The sequence below is a fragment of the Pseudomonas sp. 21LCFQ010 genome (assembly GCF_024129905.1).
Classification (GTDB): Bacteria; Pseudomonadota; Gammaproteobacteria; order Pseudomonadales; family Pseudomonadaceae; genus Aquipseudomonas.
Genome location: NZ_JAMYDZ010000003.1, coordinates 56,029 through 71,477, shown reverse-complemented (window position 1 = coordinate 71,477; position 15,449 = coordinate 56,029). Strand labels below are relative to the sequence as shown.

Genomic DNA, 15,449 nt, shown 5'->3' with positions numbered 1-15,449 from the left:
AGATTCAGCTAGCGGAAATGACAGGCTGGATTCAACGCAGCGATGACAACGCAGGTAGTTGTTAAAGGCGCCCTGTAGACGTAATGCCGATCAGTTAAGCGATTATCCGGCTCAACTCGGTCCCGATGGGAGGGGGCTAGCCGGGATGCCGGACCACCCCGAAAGGGCCAGTAAAACCGGCACATTTGCTGTGAATGTACCGCAGCATTCGTCGGCTGCCCGGAGCGCCGGCCGGCCACTCCCACCGGGCCGATTGGACCTTAACTGATCGGCATTACCCTGTAGACGACAAAAACTGTGGCGACACTTCAACTCTCTAATCGTCACTGTTAGCCACATAACCGTCTTCGTACCTCTTGGTCGACCGGACAGAACGCCCGGTAGCGATTGCCCGACAGGTAATGCCCGGTCAGCGGGTCGCGAAGCTCACCAGTAAAGCCCGGCAGGCTGGCCAGCTCGCTGAGCCGGTCCAGCTCACCCGGCAGTAAAAATCACTCGCCATTTGTTGCGCGAACTTGCAACTCACTACACTAGACCGACCCTTTTCCTGATATTCGAAACGAGCCGGACAATCGGATTACTGGATGCCGAGGGAGATGGCATCGCGCGCGGGTCGTAGGAAGGGGGAAACTCATAGGGGGGTGGCGCGTCAGGAACAGTTTGGGTAACCCTGCTGGCAGATTGAGTAGCCGTGCTTGCAACAGGCCGCGCAAAAGCAGGTTGAGCAACCATGTTGGCAGGATGATTAACCGCCACTCCAGCAGGTTGCGCAGCAACGCTGGTATTGGTACGCGACAGCATTCCCGATAACCTGGAGTGGGCTGTTGGAATAAGGCTAATGGCGCCTGTGAACAGACCTGCAGCCCCTAGCCCCAAACCTGCAAAACCTAGAATATTCCTGATCTTCTTGTCTTTGACTGCAACTGCCGCGACCGTCAATCCCGCGCCTGCAACGGACATTGCAACGGCTGCACCCATAAGAAGCGGCGTCAAACCCTTGATACCTGACATAAAGCCCGCAAAATGCCCATCGACGTCCACCCGATTGACAGGATCGGCGTGGCAGTAGGCATAGGCATTGGTTCCACCCCTGCCAAATGGACTCAGGTCATCCGGACTGTTGAACCTCATCAACACTGGATTGAACGCCCGGTAGCCATTGCCCAGCAAATAATGCCCGGTCAACGGGTCACAGAACTCGCCATTGAAGCCTGACCTCCCGACCGGGTACTCGCCAGTTCCAGCCTTTGCCTTACAACCCGGCTGGCCGGGAAGCGGCGCTCGTTGTTCAGCCATTAGCCTGACTCCGATAAGAAGTTGAACGCCAATTATCGTGATGTTGGCTGCGAGCTTCAGCTAGCGGAAATGACAGGCTGATTAGCCTTGAGGGCCTGCAAAACCGAGCGCTGGCGGTCGGTGGTTTCAGGCGATATTCAAGACGCCATCGCTTCAGTCCGGCAATGTTTTTCGCCATGACAGAATTAGGTAGCGACTTCCGTGACAAACACTGCGTAAACCCTGTATTCAGCGTGCGGCTAAATCAGCCCTGATTTCGTCACTACCGTTGCGCATCGCCGCCGCTCTACTGAGCGTAGGTGGCTCATAAGCCGGAGGCCTAATGAAGGTCGAAAGCTCAACCGTCGCACTCTCCGAGTAAGGCGGAGGCGCCAGAAAGTTCGATAGAAGCGGAGGCTCCGTTCTCAGATGCTGCTCTACAAGACCTGTTAACTCAGAGGAAGGCAGAGGATTCATTAACATATACTTTTCTACGGGGCGTCTTAACTTAGCGGGGAGTACCCACATTTGCCGAGAGGTAAGATTTGGGTAGCGATAGGCAATAGTCGCCACCAGGCTGCCCGAAGACGCCAGGCCTACGCTAGCTGCGCCATAACCCATGCCCCTTACAAAATTCCCTTGGGAAAACGCACGCAGGCTACTCGCAAGAGCAGCAGTGCCAGCAGAATACATTGCAGTTGCCGCGCCATAGAGCCACAGCTTGATAGCAGACACCGAGAGATGCCCATTGGGATCAATACGATTAACCGGGTCCGCTTGGCAATACGCGTAGGCATTCAACCCGCCCTCACCAAACGGACTCAAGCTGTCCGGACTGTTAAAGCGCATCAACACTGGGTTGTACGCACGATAACCATTGCCCAACAAGTAATGCCCGGTCAGTGGGTCGCAAAGCTCACCATTGAAGCCTGGATGGCCACGAAGCAGCGTTCGTTGTTCAGTCATTAACCTGGCCTCGACGAGAAACTCACAGCCAATTGTCGTTCTGGCTGTCGCAAGATTCAGCTAGCGGAAATGACAGGCTGGATTCAACGGCCCCGAACCACGCCAAAACAGGCGATGGACGACAAGAATTGTGACCCTTCTTACAGACCTTTCTGTATCTCTTGAGTGAAGTTTCCGAGAGAATCCCGACCGCTTGCGCCTGCCTGATCGGGCCTCTAGTCTGCGCTTCGCCGCTGTAATGCAGTGGTGGGTGTGAGAGCCCGGTTGCTTTAAGAGGTCGGCGCAAGCCTGTCAATTCGCCTTCGGTTTATCCTTGTATCGAATGCGTTATGGCGGCTGTGTGCAGGCAGACTTCGGTCTGACCGGGTGCCTCTACCGGTCCTCTCACCCTGTACATAGCTGCCACCCTTTGCCGTGTGAGAGCGACAAGCGATGGCTCCAAAACTTTAAGAGGTTTTAGACCATGAAAAAAATCACACCCGATCCCCCCATGCACCTCGAAGACACCCTGCTGCGTGTCGACCAGATCCTGCGCTGCGCTGTCGCCACCGCCTATGAAGCCGGCGAGCAGTTGAGCGGCCAGCAACGTGACCTGGCCTTCTCGGTGATGCATCTGGCAGAAATGGCCCAGGCGCTGGTCAACCAGTCGCTACAGACGATCGAAGCGCACTAGGCAGGTGCTCCCGCCGATCCCGTAACAGCCCGGTTTCGGCGGGAGCGTTACTCGCGGGCGCCCTGTACAATGGCGCCTTGCCCGCCGCAGAGTTAGCTGACCATGACCCGCCCCGCCACACCCCGCAAACCCCGTGCTGCCAGCCAGGCGCGGATCGGCTCGATCCTCACTGCCGCGCGGGAATTGCTGGTCAGCGAGGGCATGGACAACCTGTCGATCTACAGCGTGGCCGAACGTGCACAGATTCCGCCGTCATCGGTGTACCACTTCTTCGCCAGCGTACCGGCCCTGCTCGAAGCCCTGACCGCCGACGTGCATGCGGCCTTTCGGGCGACATTGCTGGCGCCGGTGGAGCACGATTCACTAAGCGACTGGCACGATCTGTCACGGCTGCTGGAATGGCGCATGCTGGACATCTACAACAACGACGCCGCCGCCCGCCAGTTGATCCTGGCCCAACACGGGCTGGCCGAGGTCAACCAGGCAGACCGCCAGCACGATATCGAGCTGGGCCGGCTGATGCAGGCCGTCTTCAACCGGCACTTCCACCTTCCGGAGTTGCCAACCGATGTGGACGTATTTGCCTTGGCGATGGAGCTTGGCGACCGGGTGTATGCGCGCTCGATGCAATTGCATGGGCAGATCACGCCGCGTATGGCTGAGGAAAGCAGGCGAGTATTTGATGCGTATGTGGGGTTGTATTTGCCGCCGTGCATGATCAAAAGGCAGCAGTCGCTTGAGATGTGAGATGGCGATCCCGCTCGGTTGCCTCGCACATTGGAGTGAGCGGCAGGCTTGAATTCAGTCGCCCACTCCAATTATCGCAGCGCCCATCGTGAAGCCATTTAACCGAGCTGTACGACGATGGATTGCTGGTATTGCACGCTTGGGTTACTACCCCCTGAGCCCGTCACCAGAATCTCGCTGCCTTGCGGATCAAGCGCAAGATCCGCGATCGCGCAGTGCCACGCTTTATAAGGCTTGAACGTGGTCCATCCGCTACGGAAAAAACCTTTATCCGCCTGGCCATCAGGGAGGAAGCGAGCCACCAGGATACTGCTGTCGATCAAGTTCAATTCACCACCCACTACGATCTTGCCATCCGCCTGCACGACGACTTTATTGAGCTTAATAAATTGTGTTTTAGGCGGTCCAAACAACAAGGCTTTGCCAGCATTGAATGAGGTGAGCGGTGCGCCCTGTGAGTTGACACAGACAACAAGCCCATAACTGATGGGCCCCGCTGGTGATGTCACCCCCAGACTGCCGCAAGCCACTGCAGCGCCACCGTCCAGCGCGGCCACGCTTGTCAAGCCGATAGACACGACCTTCGACTCAAGATCACCCGCCGCCTTGGCATTGAAAATCACGAATCCGCTCTCGCCAAACGATTGATCCAGCGCCCCCTCTGCAGTGTATCGAGCGAGAAAAGCACCGACGCTGCCTTCTAACCCACCCACTGCCATAATCGCGCCGTCTGAAGCGACAGTAATGCCATGAGTCCTGATGGCCCGGGTGGGATGAGTGATGGGGACGATACCGTCTGTGCCAAAGTCCAGATTCAGTTGGCCGTCAGGGTGCAGGCTTACCAGCCGGCTGAGAATGCCTGACCGATTGCGCACCAGGCTAAAAAACCTGCCATTGTCACCCGGCACCAATGCGCCAAACCCGCCTGGCACAGCCTTGGATTCCTGGTCTTGATCAACAAGTCTGGACAGTCCGACATCCAGGGGAATGGCGTGTATGATTTTGCCGTTGTTACCAAAGTTCTTGTCCAGCTCTCCGTTCTCTTGGTAACGCAGCAGTGCGAGCGACGAAGCTGCAGTGGACAATTGATTGGATACTGAAACAATGACCCCGCCGTCTGACTGCTGCAACAAACCGACCGATGCTTGATAAGAATCTATTTCGATGTGCTCAGCCTGCCAGCCCGTCGAATTGAAACCCGTGTCGCGCGCGCCATCGCGCAGCACCCGAGTGACCAGAACATTGACATACTTAACGCCGACTGCGGTTTCTTTGTCGGCCAGGTAACGCTTGCCGCCAGGCAGTGCCTGAACGATAGTTCTTTGACTCATTGCATTCGGTGCGGGGAACGGCGGCTCATATTCAAATTGAATGTTTCCAACCGGCTGCTGGTTGCTCATGATCAATACTCCACTCGTTAATGATTGATCGTGATGATTTTTCAATCACTCTTTGCCATTAACGTCAAGCGAGGGTGACCGGTACATGGCCTTGCACGCTCATCACAAGGTAGTACGTGACTGTCCGCGCCATGGCGGACACTGCATAGCTGGCAGAAGGAGTAACTTGACGCGCTCGTGCATCGCACCCTGGATCGTTAGCCATGTTTCCAAGGGCCTTGGCAGCGCTGCGCACTGCATTCGTTGGCAAGCCACCCGGCCTAATCAACCTGTAGATACAAAAAACCCCGGAGAGCCTGCGCCGTCCGGGGTTGGGTGTCGCCGCATCGCTTACAGCTTGGCAATCGACACTTCAGTCGATTTCACGAATGCGATCACTTCGCTGCCCACTGCCAGTTCCAGTTCCTTGACCGAGCGGGTGGTGATGACCGAGGTCACGATGCCCGAAGCGGTCTGCACGTCGATTTCCGACAGCACGTCGCCCTGGACGATTTCCTTGATGGTGCCTTTGAACTGGTTACGAACGTTGATGGCCTTGATAGTCATGAGATCTTCCTCTCGTCAGGTATTGATACTGATTAATTGGCCCAACGCAGTTGCGTAGGCAGGGGTGAAACGGGTTCCGGGTCCGGTGGTGTGCCGGGAATTGCCAGCACCCGGTTGAGTACTTCGGCTTCCAGCGCCGCCAGGCGGTGCGAGCCACGGGCACGCGGCCGTGGCAGGTCGACGATCAGGTCCAGGCCGATGCGGCCCTCTTCAATCAGGATCACCCGGTCAGCCACCGCAACGGCTTCGCTGACGTCATGGGTGACCAGCAGTACGGTAAAGCCATGCTTGCGCCACAGGTTTTCGATCAACTGCTGCATCTCGATGCGGGTCAGGGCGTCCAGCGCGCCCAGCGGCTCATCGAGCAACAACAGGCGTGGCTTGTGAATCAATGCACGCGCCAGCGCCACACGCTGCTTCTGGCCACCGGACAACGCCGCCGGCCACTCGTTGGCACGCTCGGCCAGGCCGACCGCTTCCAGCGCCTCCAGTGCTTGCGGGCGCCAGTCGCCAGTCAACCCGAGGCCGACGTTGTCGATGATCTTCTTCCACGGCAGCAAACGCGCTTCCTGGAACATCAGGCGGGTGTCATCGCGGGCCTGGCTCAGCGGCGCAGAGCCGGCCAGCAGCTCGCCTTCAGTTGGCTTGTCCAGCCCGGCCAGCAGGCGCAACAGGGTGCTTTTGCCGCAACCGCTGCGCCCGACCACGGCGACGAACTGCCCGGCCGGAATGTGCAGGTCGATGTCCTTGAGCACTTCGCGGTTGCCAAAGGCCTTCTTGAGCTTGTGCGAGGCCAGCGGGATGCCGCGCAACAGATGCGCCGGTTGTTGCTGTTTCAGACTGGTCATGCCGCACCGCCTTTAGTCACTTGATAAGCCGGGTGCCAACGCAGGCACACGCGCTCCAGGCCGCGTGCAGCCACATCGGCGAGCTTGCCAAGCACGGCGTACAGCACGATCGCCAGCACCACGACATCGGTTTGCAGGAATTCGCGGGCATTCATGGCCAGGTAACCGATACCGGAACTGGCAGAAATGGTTTCAGCCACGATCAGGGTCAGCCACATGAACCCCAGCGCGAAGCGCACCCCGACCAGGATCGACGGCATGGCGCCCGGCAGGATCACGTGGCGGAACAGACCAAAGCCTGACAACCCGTAACTGCGCGACATCTCGACCAGCGCCGGGTCGATGTTGCGGATCCCGTGATAGGTGTTGAGGTAAATCGGAAACAGGGTGCCCAAGGCCACCAGAAACACCTTGGCGGTCTCGTCGATGCCGAACCACAGGATCACCAGCGGAATCAGCGCCAGGTGCGGCACGTTACGGATCATCTGCACCGAGCTGTCGAGCAGGCGCTCGCCCCAGCGGGTCAGACCGGTGATAAAACCCAGCGCCAGGCCGATGCCGCCGCCGATGGCGAAGCCCACCCCGGCACGCCAGCCGCTGATTGCCAGGTGGGTCCAGATCTCGCCGCTGGACACCAGGCTGACGCCCGCCTCGATCACGGCGCTGGGCGCCGGCAGGATGCGGGTAGACAGCCAGCCGGCGCTGACCGAGAGCTGCCAGACAGCCAGCAAAAGCACCGGCAGCGCCCAGGGTGCCAGCCTGTGCAAGACTCGTTGTGAAGCACTGAGGCTCATGGAGTTGTCTCCTCGAAAGGCCTGAAAATCACTGTGCTTTGGCAACAGCGGCAGGAGGTGTCCAGATCACATCTTTGATGCTCAATGGTTTGGGGATCAGCTTGAGCTGGTGGAAGCTGTCAGCGATTTTCTGTTGCGCCTCGACCACCTGCGGGGTGATGAAATGCGCGCCGTAGCCTTGGCGTTTCACGGAGGTCAGGGTGATATCAGCCGGCAGGCCGAGCAGCGGTGCGACCTGTTTGGTCACCTCTTCAGGGTTGGCCTGGGACCACTCACCGACCGCCCGCACTTCTTCGACCAGCGCCTGGATGATCTTCGGGTTTTTCTGCGCGTAAGGCTTGGTCGCCAGGTAGAACTGGTGGTTATCGACGATGCCGGTGCCGTCCTTCAGGGTGCGTGCCTGCAATTGCTGTTCGGCAGCGGCCTGGTACGGGTCCCAGATTACCCAGGCATCGACGCTGCCACGCTCAAAGGCGGCGCGGGCATCGGCGGGCGGCAGAAACACGGTCTGGATGTCGCTGTATTTCAGGCCAGCTTCTTCAAGCGCCCGAACCAGCAGGTAATGCACGTTGGAGCCTTTGTTGAGGGCGACCTTCTTGCCCTTGAGCTCCTTGACCGAAGTAATCGGTGAGCCTTTGGGCACCAGGATCGCTTCGCTGGTCGGCGCCGGCGGCTCGTAGGCCACGTACAGCAGGTCGGCACCGGCCGCTTGGGCGAACACCGGTGGCGTCTCACCGGTCACGCCGAAGTCGATGGAACCCACGTTGAGGCCTTCGAGCAACTGCGGGCCACCGGGGAACTCGGTCCACTGCACTTTGACGCCCTGCTCGGCCAGCCGCTTCTCCAGCGAGCCCTTGGCCTTGAGCAGCACCAGAGTGCCGTACTTCTGATAACCGATACGCAAGTCTTCAGCTTGCGCCTGGGTGAGAACACCGAGGCTCAGGGCGGCAGCAACAAGAGCGGCCAGGCTTTGACGCAAGAAGGTGGTGCGCATGGCGCTCTCCGTTGTTGTGCGGGTTAAGTGGAGTGACATTACCAGTTGTTTTTTATATCTATAAATCTCATTTTTTCATTTGGTTATTTCTTAATTGAATATGAGGGATATTTTTCATACGCCAAAAAAAGGGCCGACAATGTCGGCCCGAAAAAACCCCACTCAGGGAGGATATGGATTCTGTTTCGCGGCTGAAGCCGCTCCTACAAGAGGATGTGGATTCTGTATCGCGGCTGAAGCCGCTCCTACGAGAGGATATGAATTCTGTTTCGCGGCCGAAACGGATCGCCGCGAAAGGCAACCATCAGCGATTCGGTTGTGGCGTCAGACGCAGGTAGGGCGTGACGGCCTTGTAGCCTTTGGGGAAACGTTGCTTGATTTCTTCCTCGTCCTTGAGCGACGGCACGATGACCACGTCATCACCGTCCACCCAGTTGGCCGGGGTGGCCACCTTGTGGTTGTCGGTCAGTTGCAGAGAGTCGACCACCCGCAGGATTTCATTGAAGTTGCGCCCGGTACTGGCCGGGTAGGTGATGATCAGACGCACCTTTTTGTTCGGGTCGATGATGAACAGCGAACGTACGGTCAGGGTGTCACTGGCATTGGGGTGAATCAGGTCGTACAGGTCCGAGACCTTGCGATCGGCGTCCGCCAGGATCGGGAAATTGACCAGGGTGTTCTGGGTGGTGTTGATATCATCGATCCACTTCACGTGGGAGTCGACCGGGTCCACCGACAGGGCAATGGCCTTGACCCCGCGCTTGGTGAATTCGTCTTTGAGCTTGGCGGTAAGGCCCAGCTCGGTGGTGCACACCGGGGTGAAGTCCGCCGGGTGAGAGAACAGAATGCCCCAGCTATTGCCCAGCCATTCATGGAAACGAATACGGCCTTCACTGGAGTCCTGTTCGAAGTCAGGGGCGATATCGCCAAGTCGCAGTGTCATGGTGTAGCTCCTTGTTAAGCAGGTGGGCGTTGGGTGCTGTTGGGTTATGAGTCCACTGTGCACTGTTCTGTTGAAAATTAAAAAGAATAGATATTGATTTAAATAGATCAAAAAGAAATATTAAAAAACAGGCAAAAAGAACCCCGCACAAGGCGGGGTTCTTTTAAACGGCGTTCAACACACTTACATGAAGTTGTAGGTGTAGTTGAAGATCACACGAGTCTGATCAGTGTCAGTGGTGTTCAGGCCGGTTTCGCTACGGAACGAAGCGTGACGTACGGTAGTGCCGAAGCCTTTCAACGGACCGCTCTGGATCACGTAGTCAACACGCATGTCGCGTTCCCACTCGGAGAACTCACGACCGGCATTGGCACCAGTACCTTTGATGTCATCGCCATGCAGGTAGGCAATCGAAGCCTTCAGGCCCGGGATACCGGCCTTGGCGAAGTCATAGGAGTACTGACCGAAAGTGGTGTTCTCGCCAGCACGGATGAAACCGTTAGCCATCGAGTCGGTGAACAGGTAGAAGCTGCCGCCACCGTTGCCTTCGGCACGGCCACGGCCGTCAGTGATCGAACCTTGGTTCAGCGAGACGAAACCACCGTCATCGCCCACTTGCTGGTGGCCGACCATGAATGCGTGGCCACCCAGCGAGTAGGTGAACATCGCCGACCAGGTCTTGTTGTCGACCTCGCCTGCATTCTTGGCGTAACCGCCGTTGTTGTTGAAGGTGTAGCCAGCGGTACGGTTGCTGTTGTTACCGTCAGAGCTGCTGTCGAAGTAACGCAGGTCGGTTTTGAACGACTGGCCTTCGGAGATCGGGTAAACGTGTACCAGACCCAGGAAGTGCTGCTTGTAGAAGTCTTCCAGGTTGGCGAAGTAGTACTGCAGGGTCAGGTCTTTGGTGACTTTCCAGTCAGCACCGGCGAAACGGAACTCGTCGCTACCTTTGCTAGCGCCACTGACCGACAGGTCAGTCCAGTTCGACGAGGCACGGCCAATGCTCTTGGTCAGTTGACCGGCAGTGAAGGTCACGCCGTCCAGGTCCTTGGAGGTCAGGATGCCGCCTTCAAAGGCTTGTGGCAGCAGGCGACCGTCGTTGGTGACCAGGATTGGCAGGTTTGGAGCCAGGGCGTTACCGAGTTTCAGCTCGGTCTTGGAGAAGCGAGCCTTGACGTTAGCGCCGGCACGAGTCCACTCGCTGACAGCCGAACCGTCACGGTCGCTAGGCGTGATAGCGCCGTTGGTGGCTGCCGAGCGGTAGCCACGACCGCCGTCCAGGTGAACACCGACCAACGCCTGAGCGTCGAGACCGAAACCTACGGTGCCCTGAGTGAAGCCCGAGCTGTAGTCAAACTTCAGACCGGTTGCAGTTTCCTGATGGTCGTGGGCAGTGCTTTCACGCCAGTCGTTCTTGAAGTACAGGGTCCGGGAACTCACGGACGCCTTGCTGTCTTCGATGAAACCGGCAGCGCCGGCCTGTTGGGCCAGAACGCCCAGGGTGACGGCCAGGGCCAGGGTGGACTTCTTCATTACTTCGCTCCTCGTGAATCTAATTTTTGTATTCCATGGCCAGCAACAGATGCTGCAACCACGGTCGCGGGATTCACGCCGATGTTGACCTTCAGGTCAATCTCTTACGGGTGCCTCACGACTAATTGACTAGACCGCGTGTTTCGGTCGCTGCACGGTAGTGAAATCACACTAAAACAAAAAGGAACAATTTGGCAACCTGTTATACCTTTTTGCTATATGTGACTTCCCATGTCAAACAGACCGACACGGAGTGTATCCAGCAAATAAGCTAATGACTAAAAAATATTTTATTACCGTTCGTCAGATCCTTTAGTTTGCGGTCACCGGACAACCGGAAATCGTACCTCCCGCCACGAAACTTTTTCCGGAAGCTTTTCGCCATGCAACTAAAAGTCCTTGTAAAACGGGCACTTGCCCGACACTTAGCAGCAATTGTGACAGTTGCCACCGCACTGGCCTGCACCAGCGCCGCACACGCCGAAGAAAAATTGCGCATCGGCTTTCAGAAGTCATCCACGCTGATTGCGGTGCTCAAAACCCAAGGCACCCTGGAGCGGGAACTGAACAAACAGGGCATCAGCGTGTCGTGGCATGAGTTTCCCAGCGGCCTGCCCCTGCTCGAATCGCTGAACGTCGGCAATATCGACCTGAGCGCTGATGTCGCCGACACCGTACCGGTGTTCGCCCAGGCCGCCGGTGCCCGCCTGACCTACTTTGCCCGTGAGGCGCCCTCGCCTTCGGCCCAGGCCATCGTGGTGCACAAGGATTCGAAGCTCAGCAGCCTGGCCGACCTCAAAGGCCGCAAGGTGGCGGTGACCAAGGCGGCTGGCAGCCATTACCTGCTGATCGCCGCGCTGCAAAGCGCTGGCTTGAAGTTCAGTGATATCGAACCGGCTTACCTGACGCCCGCTGACGGGCGTGCAGCGTTCGAGAACCGCAAGGTCGACGCCTGGGTCACCTGGGAACCCTTCCTCAGCGGCGTGCAGCGCCAGTTGCCGACTCGCACCCTGGCCGATGGCAAGGGTCTGGCCCAGTACCAGCGCTATTACCTGACCACCCAGGCCTATGCCATTAAACATCAGCCGGTGCTCAAGACCGTGTTCAACGAATTGCAAAAGACCGGTCAATGGGTCAAGGCGCACCCCGGCGAGGCCGCAAAACTGCTTGGCCCGCTGTGGGGCAACCTGGACGTAGCCACCGTGGAGGCCGCCAACCAGCGCCGTACCTATCAAATCCTGCCGGTAGAAGCCGACAAGCTCGATGAGCAGCAGCGCATCGCTGACACCTTCTTCGAGGCCGGCTTGTTACCCGCCAAAGTCGATGCCGCAGATGTGCAGGTGTGGAAGCCCTGAAGGCAGGCTTGGCCTTTTCACAGCTGGATGTGTTTTGCCTGACCGGGCCCTTTCACGAGCAAGCTCGTTCCCACCTTATTTCAGATCAGAGTCCGGGTGGGAACGACCTTGGTCGTGAAAGGGCCGGTATGAGCCCTATATCTGTTGTGAATGCACCGCCGCCTTCACGAGCAAGCTCGTTCCCACCTCATTTCAGATCAGAATCCGGGTGGGAACGACCTTGGAACGACCTTGGTCGTGAAGAGGCCGGTATAAGCCCTACATCTGCTGTGAATGCACCGCCGCCTTCACGAGCGAGCTCGTTCCCACCTCATTTCAGATCAGAATCCGGGTGGGAACGACCTTGGTCGTGAAGAGGCCGGTATAAGCCCTACATCTGTTGTGGATGTACCGCCGTCTTCACCAGCAGGACGGGCCACATCAGCCCTAAAGCACATAAAACCAGATCGCCACAAAGTGCATCAGGCTGCCGCCAATCACGAACAGGTGCCAGATACCGTGCCAGTGGCGAATGTGGTCAAAGGCGAAGAACAGAATGCCGACGGTGTACAGCACGCCGCCGCCGGCCAGCCAGAAGAACCCGGCACTGCCCAGCGCCGCCAGTAATGGTTTGGCCGCCACCAGCACGATCCAGCCCATCAGCGCGTAGATCACCACCGAGAGAATCCGCGCTTCGGAGCGCGGTTTGATTTCCTGCAGGATACCGATCAGCGCCAGCCCCCAGACCACGCCAAACAGGCTCCAGCCCCACGGGCCGCGCAGGCTCACCAGACAGAATGGCGTGTAGCTGCCAGCGATCATCAGGTAGATCGAGAAGTGATCGACCTTGCGCATGATCTGCTTCGCCCGCCCGCGCACGCTGTGGTACACGGTCGAGGCGCTGTACAGCCCGACCAGGCATACGCCGTAAACCGCGACGCTGACGATTTTCCATACATCGTGCTGCAGGCTGGCCAGTACCAGCAGCCAGATGGCACCCACGCAGGCCAGCACGGCACCGACCAGATGAGACCAGGCGTTGAATTTTTCTCCGTAGTACATCGGCACTCCGACCTTTGTCCGGTGATGAGAATTCTGGCTGCAAGAGCCAAAGCTCAGACCATCGACTTACGGATTTTGCACAGCGCCTCGGGCACAATCGTCACCACGCCCACCCCGAGCGCCCGCCATGCAGATCGATGACGAACTGACCCTCAAGAAACTGGAAACCTTTCTGGCGTTCATGCGCACCGGCAACCTCAGCCGCGCCGCCGCCGAGCTGCAGACCAGCAATGTCAGTGTGCACCGCGCCATTCACTCACTGGAAAGTGCCCTGCGCTGCCCGCTGTTCAAGCATGAAGGCCGCAACCTGACCCCCCTGGAAAGCGCCTACGTGCTGGAAGAACACGCCCAGAAGCTGATTCAGGATGTGGTCAGTGCGGTGGAACTGACCCGCCAGGCCGCCGGCTTTTCGGCCGCACGTTTTCGCTTGGGGGCGCTGTACTCGCTGACCGTGCGTACGGTGCCGCAACTGATCATGGGCCTGAAGCTGCGCCGCAGCGAGCTGAACATCGACCTGGTGCTGGGCTCGAACATGGACCTGTTGTACAAGCTCAAGAACATGGAAGTCGACGCGATGCTGGTGTCGCTGGATAACAACATCAACGACCCGGACTGCGATCACCTGGCGCTGTTTTCCGACGATATCTTTCTCGCCGTGCCCATCGACTCGGCTTTTGCGCATTACCCCGAAGTGGACCTGAGCGACCTGCGCGAAGAAACCTTCATCACCCTGACCCAGGGTTTTGCCACCCACCGCGACGGCGTGCGGGTGTTCCAGCAGGCCGGCTTCGAGCCCAAGGTGGCAATGCAGGTCAACGATATCTTCACCCTGCTGAGCATGGTCAGCTCCGGCGTCGGTTACGCCCTGCTGCCAGGGCGGATCGCCGCCGTGTATGAAAACCGGGTGAAGCTGATCCCGCTGCAGGCGCGTTACCGCATGCAGCAGGACATCGGCGTGGTGTTCCTGAAATCCCGCGAACGCGACCCGAACCTGCTGGCCCTGGTTGCCGAGTGCCGGATGTATGCGAGCCGGGCATCGGCATCATCCTGAAGAACCTGACAGCGCATCGCGCTGCCAGCAGACCTGCGGTTAACCCACCAACCCACGCACCGCAAAGTACAACAGCGATGGCCCGAGCAGGCAGCCCAGCCCGGTGTGGAAGGTTGCGGTCAGCGCGCCATAGGGCACCAGGCGCCGGTCAGTGGCGGCCAAGCCTGCGGTCACGCCGCTGACGGTGCCGGCCAGGCCGCCGAACACCATCGCCGAGCGTGGGTTGTCCAGGCCCATCCAGCGCGCCGCCATGGGCGTGCTGACCATCACCACAATGGCCTTGATCAACCCGGTGGCGATGGACAGCGCCATCACATCCGAGCTTGCGCCCAGCGCCGCACCAGTCACCGGGCCAACGATGTAGGTCACCGCGCCCGCACCAATGGTGGTCATGCTCACCGCATCGCGATAACCGAACAGCCAGGCCACACAGGCACCGACAATGAACGGCAGAATGGTGCCCAACAGCAGCGCCACAGCGCCGATCATGCCGGCCTTGCGCGCTTCGGTGGCCTGCACCTCGAAGGCTGTGGCAACGATGGCGAAATCGCGCAGCATGGCGCCGCCCATCAGGCCGATACCGGAGAACAGCGCCAGATCCGCCAGGCCTTTCTGGCCGCCGGTCAGGGTGCCGCCGACCCAGGCCAGGACCAGGCCAATGACAATCGCAATCGCCGACCCATGTACGCGGCCAAAGGTCAGCCGATTGGAGATGATCACCGACACCCACATGATGATCCCGACAAACGCGAAGGCGGTGATCAGGCCATTGTGTTCCAGGGCTTTTTCAATAAGCGCTTCCATGTCAGCGTCCTCCTGCCGGTGTGGCAGCGACGACCACTGGCGGCTCTTCGGCAGGCAGTGGCTCGCCGCGGTTGGTACGGCTGATCAAGGCAATGGTGAGGCCGCACAACACCACCGAACCGATGGCCGCCAGCACCGCGACCGGGCCGCCCTTGAGGGCGGTGACAACGTTCTGTTGCGCCGCCATGGCGACCACCACCGGAATGTACATCGCGCCCCAGAAGCCGACGCCCATCTCACAGCCTTTGCTCATGCCGCCGTTCTTGTCCATCCACAGCCGGGCGCAGATCAACAGGATCATGGCGATCCCCACCCCGCCTACATTGGATTTGACGCCCAGCAGCGCGCCGAGCATGTCACCGATCACCACCCCCGCGAGGGTACAGCCAGCCAGTAATGCCACACCGTAAATAATCATTGTCGTTCCTCACTTGCATTGCTGAAGTTGTTGTTTTTGTCCTTCGAAGCAGCTGCACTCG

The 15,449-nt window shown here is 58.8% G+C and carries 16 protein-coding genes; 4 read left to right on the top strand and 12 right to left on the bottom strand.

The features are described 5' to 3' along the window. Nucleotides 1-525: 525 nt before the first annotated feature. Nucleotides 526-1,296: an RHS repeat-associated core domain-containing protein gene (locus tag NJC38_RS05480; RefSeq protein WP_253111966.1), complete on the bottom strand. Its 771-nt coding sequence runs from the start codon at nucleotides 1,294-1,296 to the stop codon at nucleotides 526-528. 228 nt (nucleotides 1,297-1,524) lie between these two features. After that, nucleotides 1,525-2,241 (bottom strand): RHS repeat-associated core domain-containing protein, encoded by a 717-nt coding sequence (locus tag NJC38_RS05475; protein ID WP_253111964.1) that lies wholly within the window; start codon nucleotides 2,239-2,241, stop codon nucleotides 1,525-1,527. A gap of 463 nt (nucleotides 2,242-2,704) precedes the next feature. Here NJC38_RS05475 and NJC38_RS05470 point away from each other — a divergent pair, with 463 nt between their 5' ends. Both NJC38_RS05470 and NJC38_RS05465 read left to right on the top strand, forming a co-directional pair. After that, nucleotides 2,705-2,914, top strand: coding sequence for a DUF3077 domain-containing protein (locus tag NJC38_RS05470; protein ID WP_253111955.1), 210 nt, complete (start codon nucleotides 2,705-2,707; stop codon nucleotides 2,912-2,914). 102 nt (nucleotides 2,915-3,016) lie between these two features. After that, the gene (locus tag NJC38_RS05465) at nucleotides 3,017-3,661 is read left to right on the top strand and encodes a TetR/AcrR family transcriptional regulator (RefSeq protein WP_253111953.1); all 645 of its coding nucleotides are present in this window, start codon (nucleotides 3,017-3,019) and stop codon (nucleotides 3,659-3,661) included. Nucleotides 3,662-3,759: 98 nt separating this feature from the next. Here the strand turns inward: NJC38_RS05465 and NJC38_RS05460 are convergent, their stop codons facing one another. The 7 genes from NJC38_RS05460 to NJC38_RS05430 form a co-directional block, all read right to left on the bottom strand. After that, entirely contained in the window at nucleotides 3,760-5,061 is a 1,302-nt protein-coding gene (locus tag NJC38_RS05460; protein ID WP_253111951.1) for a hypothetical protein, read from the bottom strand. 330 nt (nucleotides 5,062-5,391) lie between these two features. Beyond that, nucleotides 5,392-5,607 (bottom strand): TOBE domain-containing protein, encoded by a 216-nt coding sequence (locus tag NJC38_RS05455; RefSeq protein WP_025262382.1) that lies wholly within the window; start codon nucleotides 5,605-5,607, stop codon nucleotides 5,392-5,394. A gap of 32 nt (nucleotides 5,608-5,639) precedes the next feature. Then, nucleotides 5,640-6,455 carry an aliphatic sulfonates ABC transporter ATP-binding protein gene (gene ssuB / locus NJC38_RS05450; protein WP_045486026.1) on the bottom strand — a complete coding sequence of 272 codons (816 nt, stop codon included), beginning with the start codon at nucleotides 6,453-6,455 and terminating at the stop codon, nucleotides 5,640-5,642. Next, on the bottom strand, nucleotides 6,452-7,249 hold the full coding sequence (ssuC, locus tag NJC38_RS05445) for an aliphatic sulfonate ABC transporter permease SsuC (RefSeq protein WP_045486023.1): 798 nt from the start codon (nucleotides 7,247-7,249) through the stop codon (nucleotides 6,452-6,454). Before ssuC ends, ssuB begins: the two co-directional genes overlap by 4 nt. A 28-nt stretch (nucleotides 7,250-7,277) precedes the next feature. Beyond that, complete coding sequence (locus NJC38_RS05440) at nucleotides 7,278-8,243, bottom strand: sulfonate ABC transporter substrate-binding protein (protein ID WP_253111949.1); 966 nt, start codon at nucleotides 8,241-8,243, stop codon at nucleotides 7,278-7,280. Between the two features lie 304 nt (nucleotides 8,244-8,547). Then, nucleotides 8,548-9,186, bottom strand: a complete 639-nt coding sequence (locus NJC38_RS05435; protein ID WP_045486017.1) for a peroxiredoxin — start codon at nucleotides 9,184-9,186, stop codon at nucleotides 8,548-8,550. A gap of 183 nt (nucleotides 9,187-9,369) precedes the next feature. Then, on the bottom strand, nucleotides 9,370-10,719 hold the full coding sequence (locus NJC38_RS05430; protein WP_253111947.1) for an OprD family porin: 1,350 nt from the start codon (nucleotides 10,717-10,719) through the stop codon (nucleotides 9,370-9,372). Between the two features lie 383 nt (nucleotides 10,720-11,102). On the opposite strand from NJC38_RS05430, the gene NJC38_RS05425 reads away from it, so the two are divergent. Then, a complete protein-coding gene (locus tag NJC38_RS05425; protein ID WP_253111945.1) occupies nucleotides 11,103-12,074 on the top strand; it encodes an aliphatic sulfonate ABC transporter substrate-binding protein in 972 nt (323 codons plus the stop codon). Nucleotides 12,075-12,500: 426 nt separating this feature from the next. On the opposite strand, the gene NJC38_RS05420 is transcribed toward NJC38_RS05425, so the two are convergent. After that, on the bottom strand, nucleotides 12,501-13,115 hold the full coding sequence (locus NJC38_RS05420; protein ID WP_045486007.1) for a hemolysin III family protein: 615 nt from the start codon (nucleotides 13,113-13,115) through the stop codon (nucleotides 12,501-12,503). Between the two features lie 127 nt (nucleotides 13,116-13,242). On the opposite strand from NJC38_RS05420, the gene NJC38_RS05415 reads away from it, so the two are divergent. Next, nucleotides 13,243-14,166, top strand: coding sequence for a LysR substrate-binding domain-containing protein (locus NJC38_RS05415; protein WP_045486005.1), 924 nt, complete (start codon nucleotides 13,243-13,245; stop codon nucleotides 14,164-14,166). A 39-nt stretch (nucleotides 14,167-14,205) separates the two neighbouring features. Here the strand turns inward: NJC38_RS05415 and madM are convergent, their stop codons facing one another. Then, entirely contained in the window at nucleotides 14,206-14,970 is a 765-nt protein-coding gene (gene madM, locus NJC38_RS05410; protein WP_045486003.1) for a malonate transporter subunit MadM, read from the bottom strand. Between the two features lies 1 nt (nucleotide 14,971). After that, complete coding sequence (gene madL / locus NJC38_RS05405; protein WP_253111943.1) at nucleotides 14,972-15,388, bottom strand: malonate transporter subunit MadL; 417 nt, start codon at nucleotides 15,386-15,388, stop codon at nucleotides 14,972-14,974. Nucleotides 15,389-15,449: the final 61 nt, after the last annotated feature.

Bases quoted from the DNA above. Each gene is read 5' to 3' on its own strand.
- madL (WP_253111943.1), bottom strand. From the start codon at position 15,388: ATGATTATTTACGGTGTGGCATTACTGGCTGGCTGTACCCTCGCGGGG.
- NJC38_RS05480 (WP_253111966.1), bottom strand. From the start codon at position 1,296: ATGGCTGAACAACGAGCGCCGCTTCCCGGCCAGCCGGGTTGTAAGGCA.
- NJC38_RS05460 (WP_253111951.1), bottom strand. From the start codon at position 5,061: ATGAGCAACCAGCAGCCGGTTGGAAACATTCAATTTGAATATGAGCCG.
- NJC38_RS05455 (WP_025262382.1), bottom strand. From the start codon at position 5,607: ATGACTATCAAGGCCATCAACGTTCGTAACCAGTTCAAAGGCACCATC.
- NJC38_RS05440 (WP_253111949.1), bottom strand. From the start codon at position 8,243: ATGCGCACCACCTTCTTGCGTCAAAGCCTGGCCGCTCTTGTTGCTGCC.
- madM (WP_045486003.1), bottom strand. From the start codon at position 14,970: ATGGAAGCGCTTATTGAAAAAGCCCTGGAACACAATGGCCTGATCACC.
- NJC38_RS05435 (WP_045486017.1), bottom strand. From the start codon at position 9,186: ATGACACTGCGACTTGGCGATATCGCCCCTGACTTCGAACAGGACTCC.
- NJC38_RS05470 (WP_253111955.1), top strand. From the start codon at position 2,705: ATGAAAAAAATCACACCCGATCCCCCCATGCACCTCGAAGACACCCTG.
- NJC38_RS05425 (WP_253111945.1), top strand. From the start codon at position 11,103: ATGCAACTAAAAGTCCTTGTAAAACGGGCACTTGCCCGACACTTAGCA.
- NJC38_RS05465 (WP_253111953.1), top strand. From the start codon at position 3,017: ATGACCCGCCCCGCCACACCCCGCAAACCCCGTGCTGCCAGCCAGGCG.
- ssuC (WP_045486023.1), bottom strand. From the start codon at position 7,249: ATGAGCCTCAGTGCTTCACAACGAGTCTTGCACAGGCTGGCACCCTGG.
- ssuB (WP_045486026.1), bottom strand. From the start codon at position 6,455: ATGACCAGTCTGAAACAGCAACAACCGGCGCATCTGTTGCGCGGCATC.
- NJC38_RS05415 (WP_045486005.1), top strand. From the start codon at position 13,243: ATGCAGATCGATGACGAACTGACCCTCAAGAAACTGGAAACCTTTCTG.
- NJC38_RS05430 (WP_253111947.1), bottom strand. From the start codon at position 10,719: ATGAAGAAGTCCACCCTGGCCCTGGCCGTCACCCTGGGCGTTCTGGCC.
- NJC38_RS05475 (WP_253111964.1), bottom strand. From the start codon at position 2,241: ATGACTGAACAACGAACGCTGCTTCGTGGCCATCCAGGCTTCAATGGT.
- NJC38_RS05420 (WP_045486007.1), bottom strand. From the start codon at position 13,115: ATGTACTACGGAGAAAAATTCAACGCCTGGTCTCATCTGGTCGGTGCC.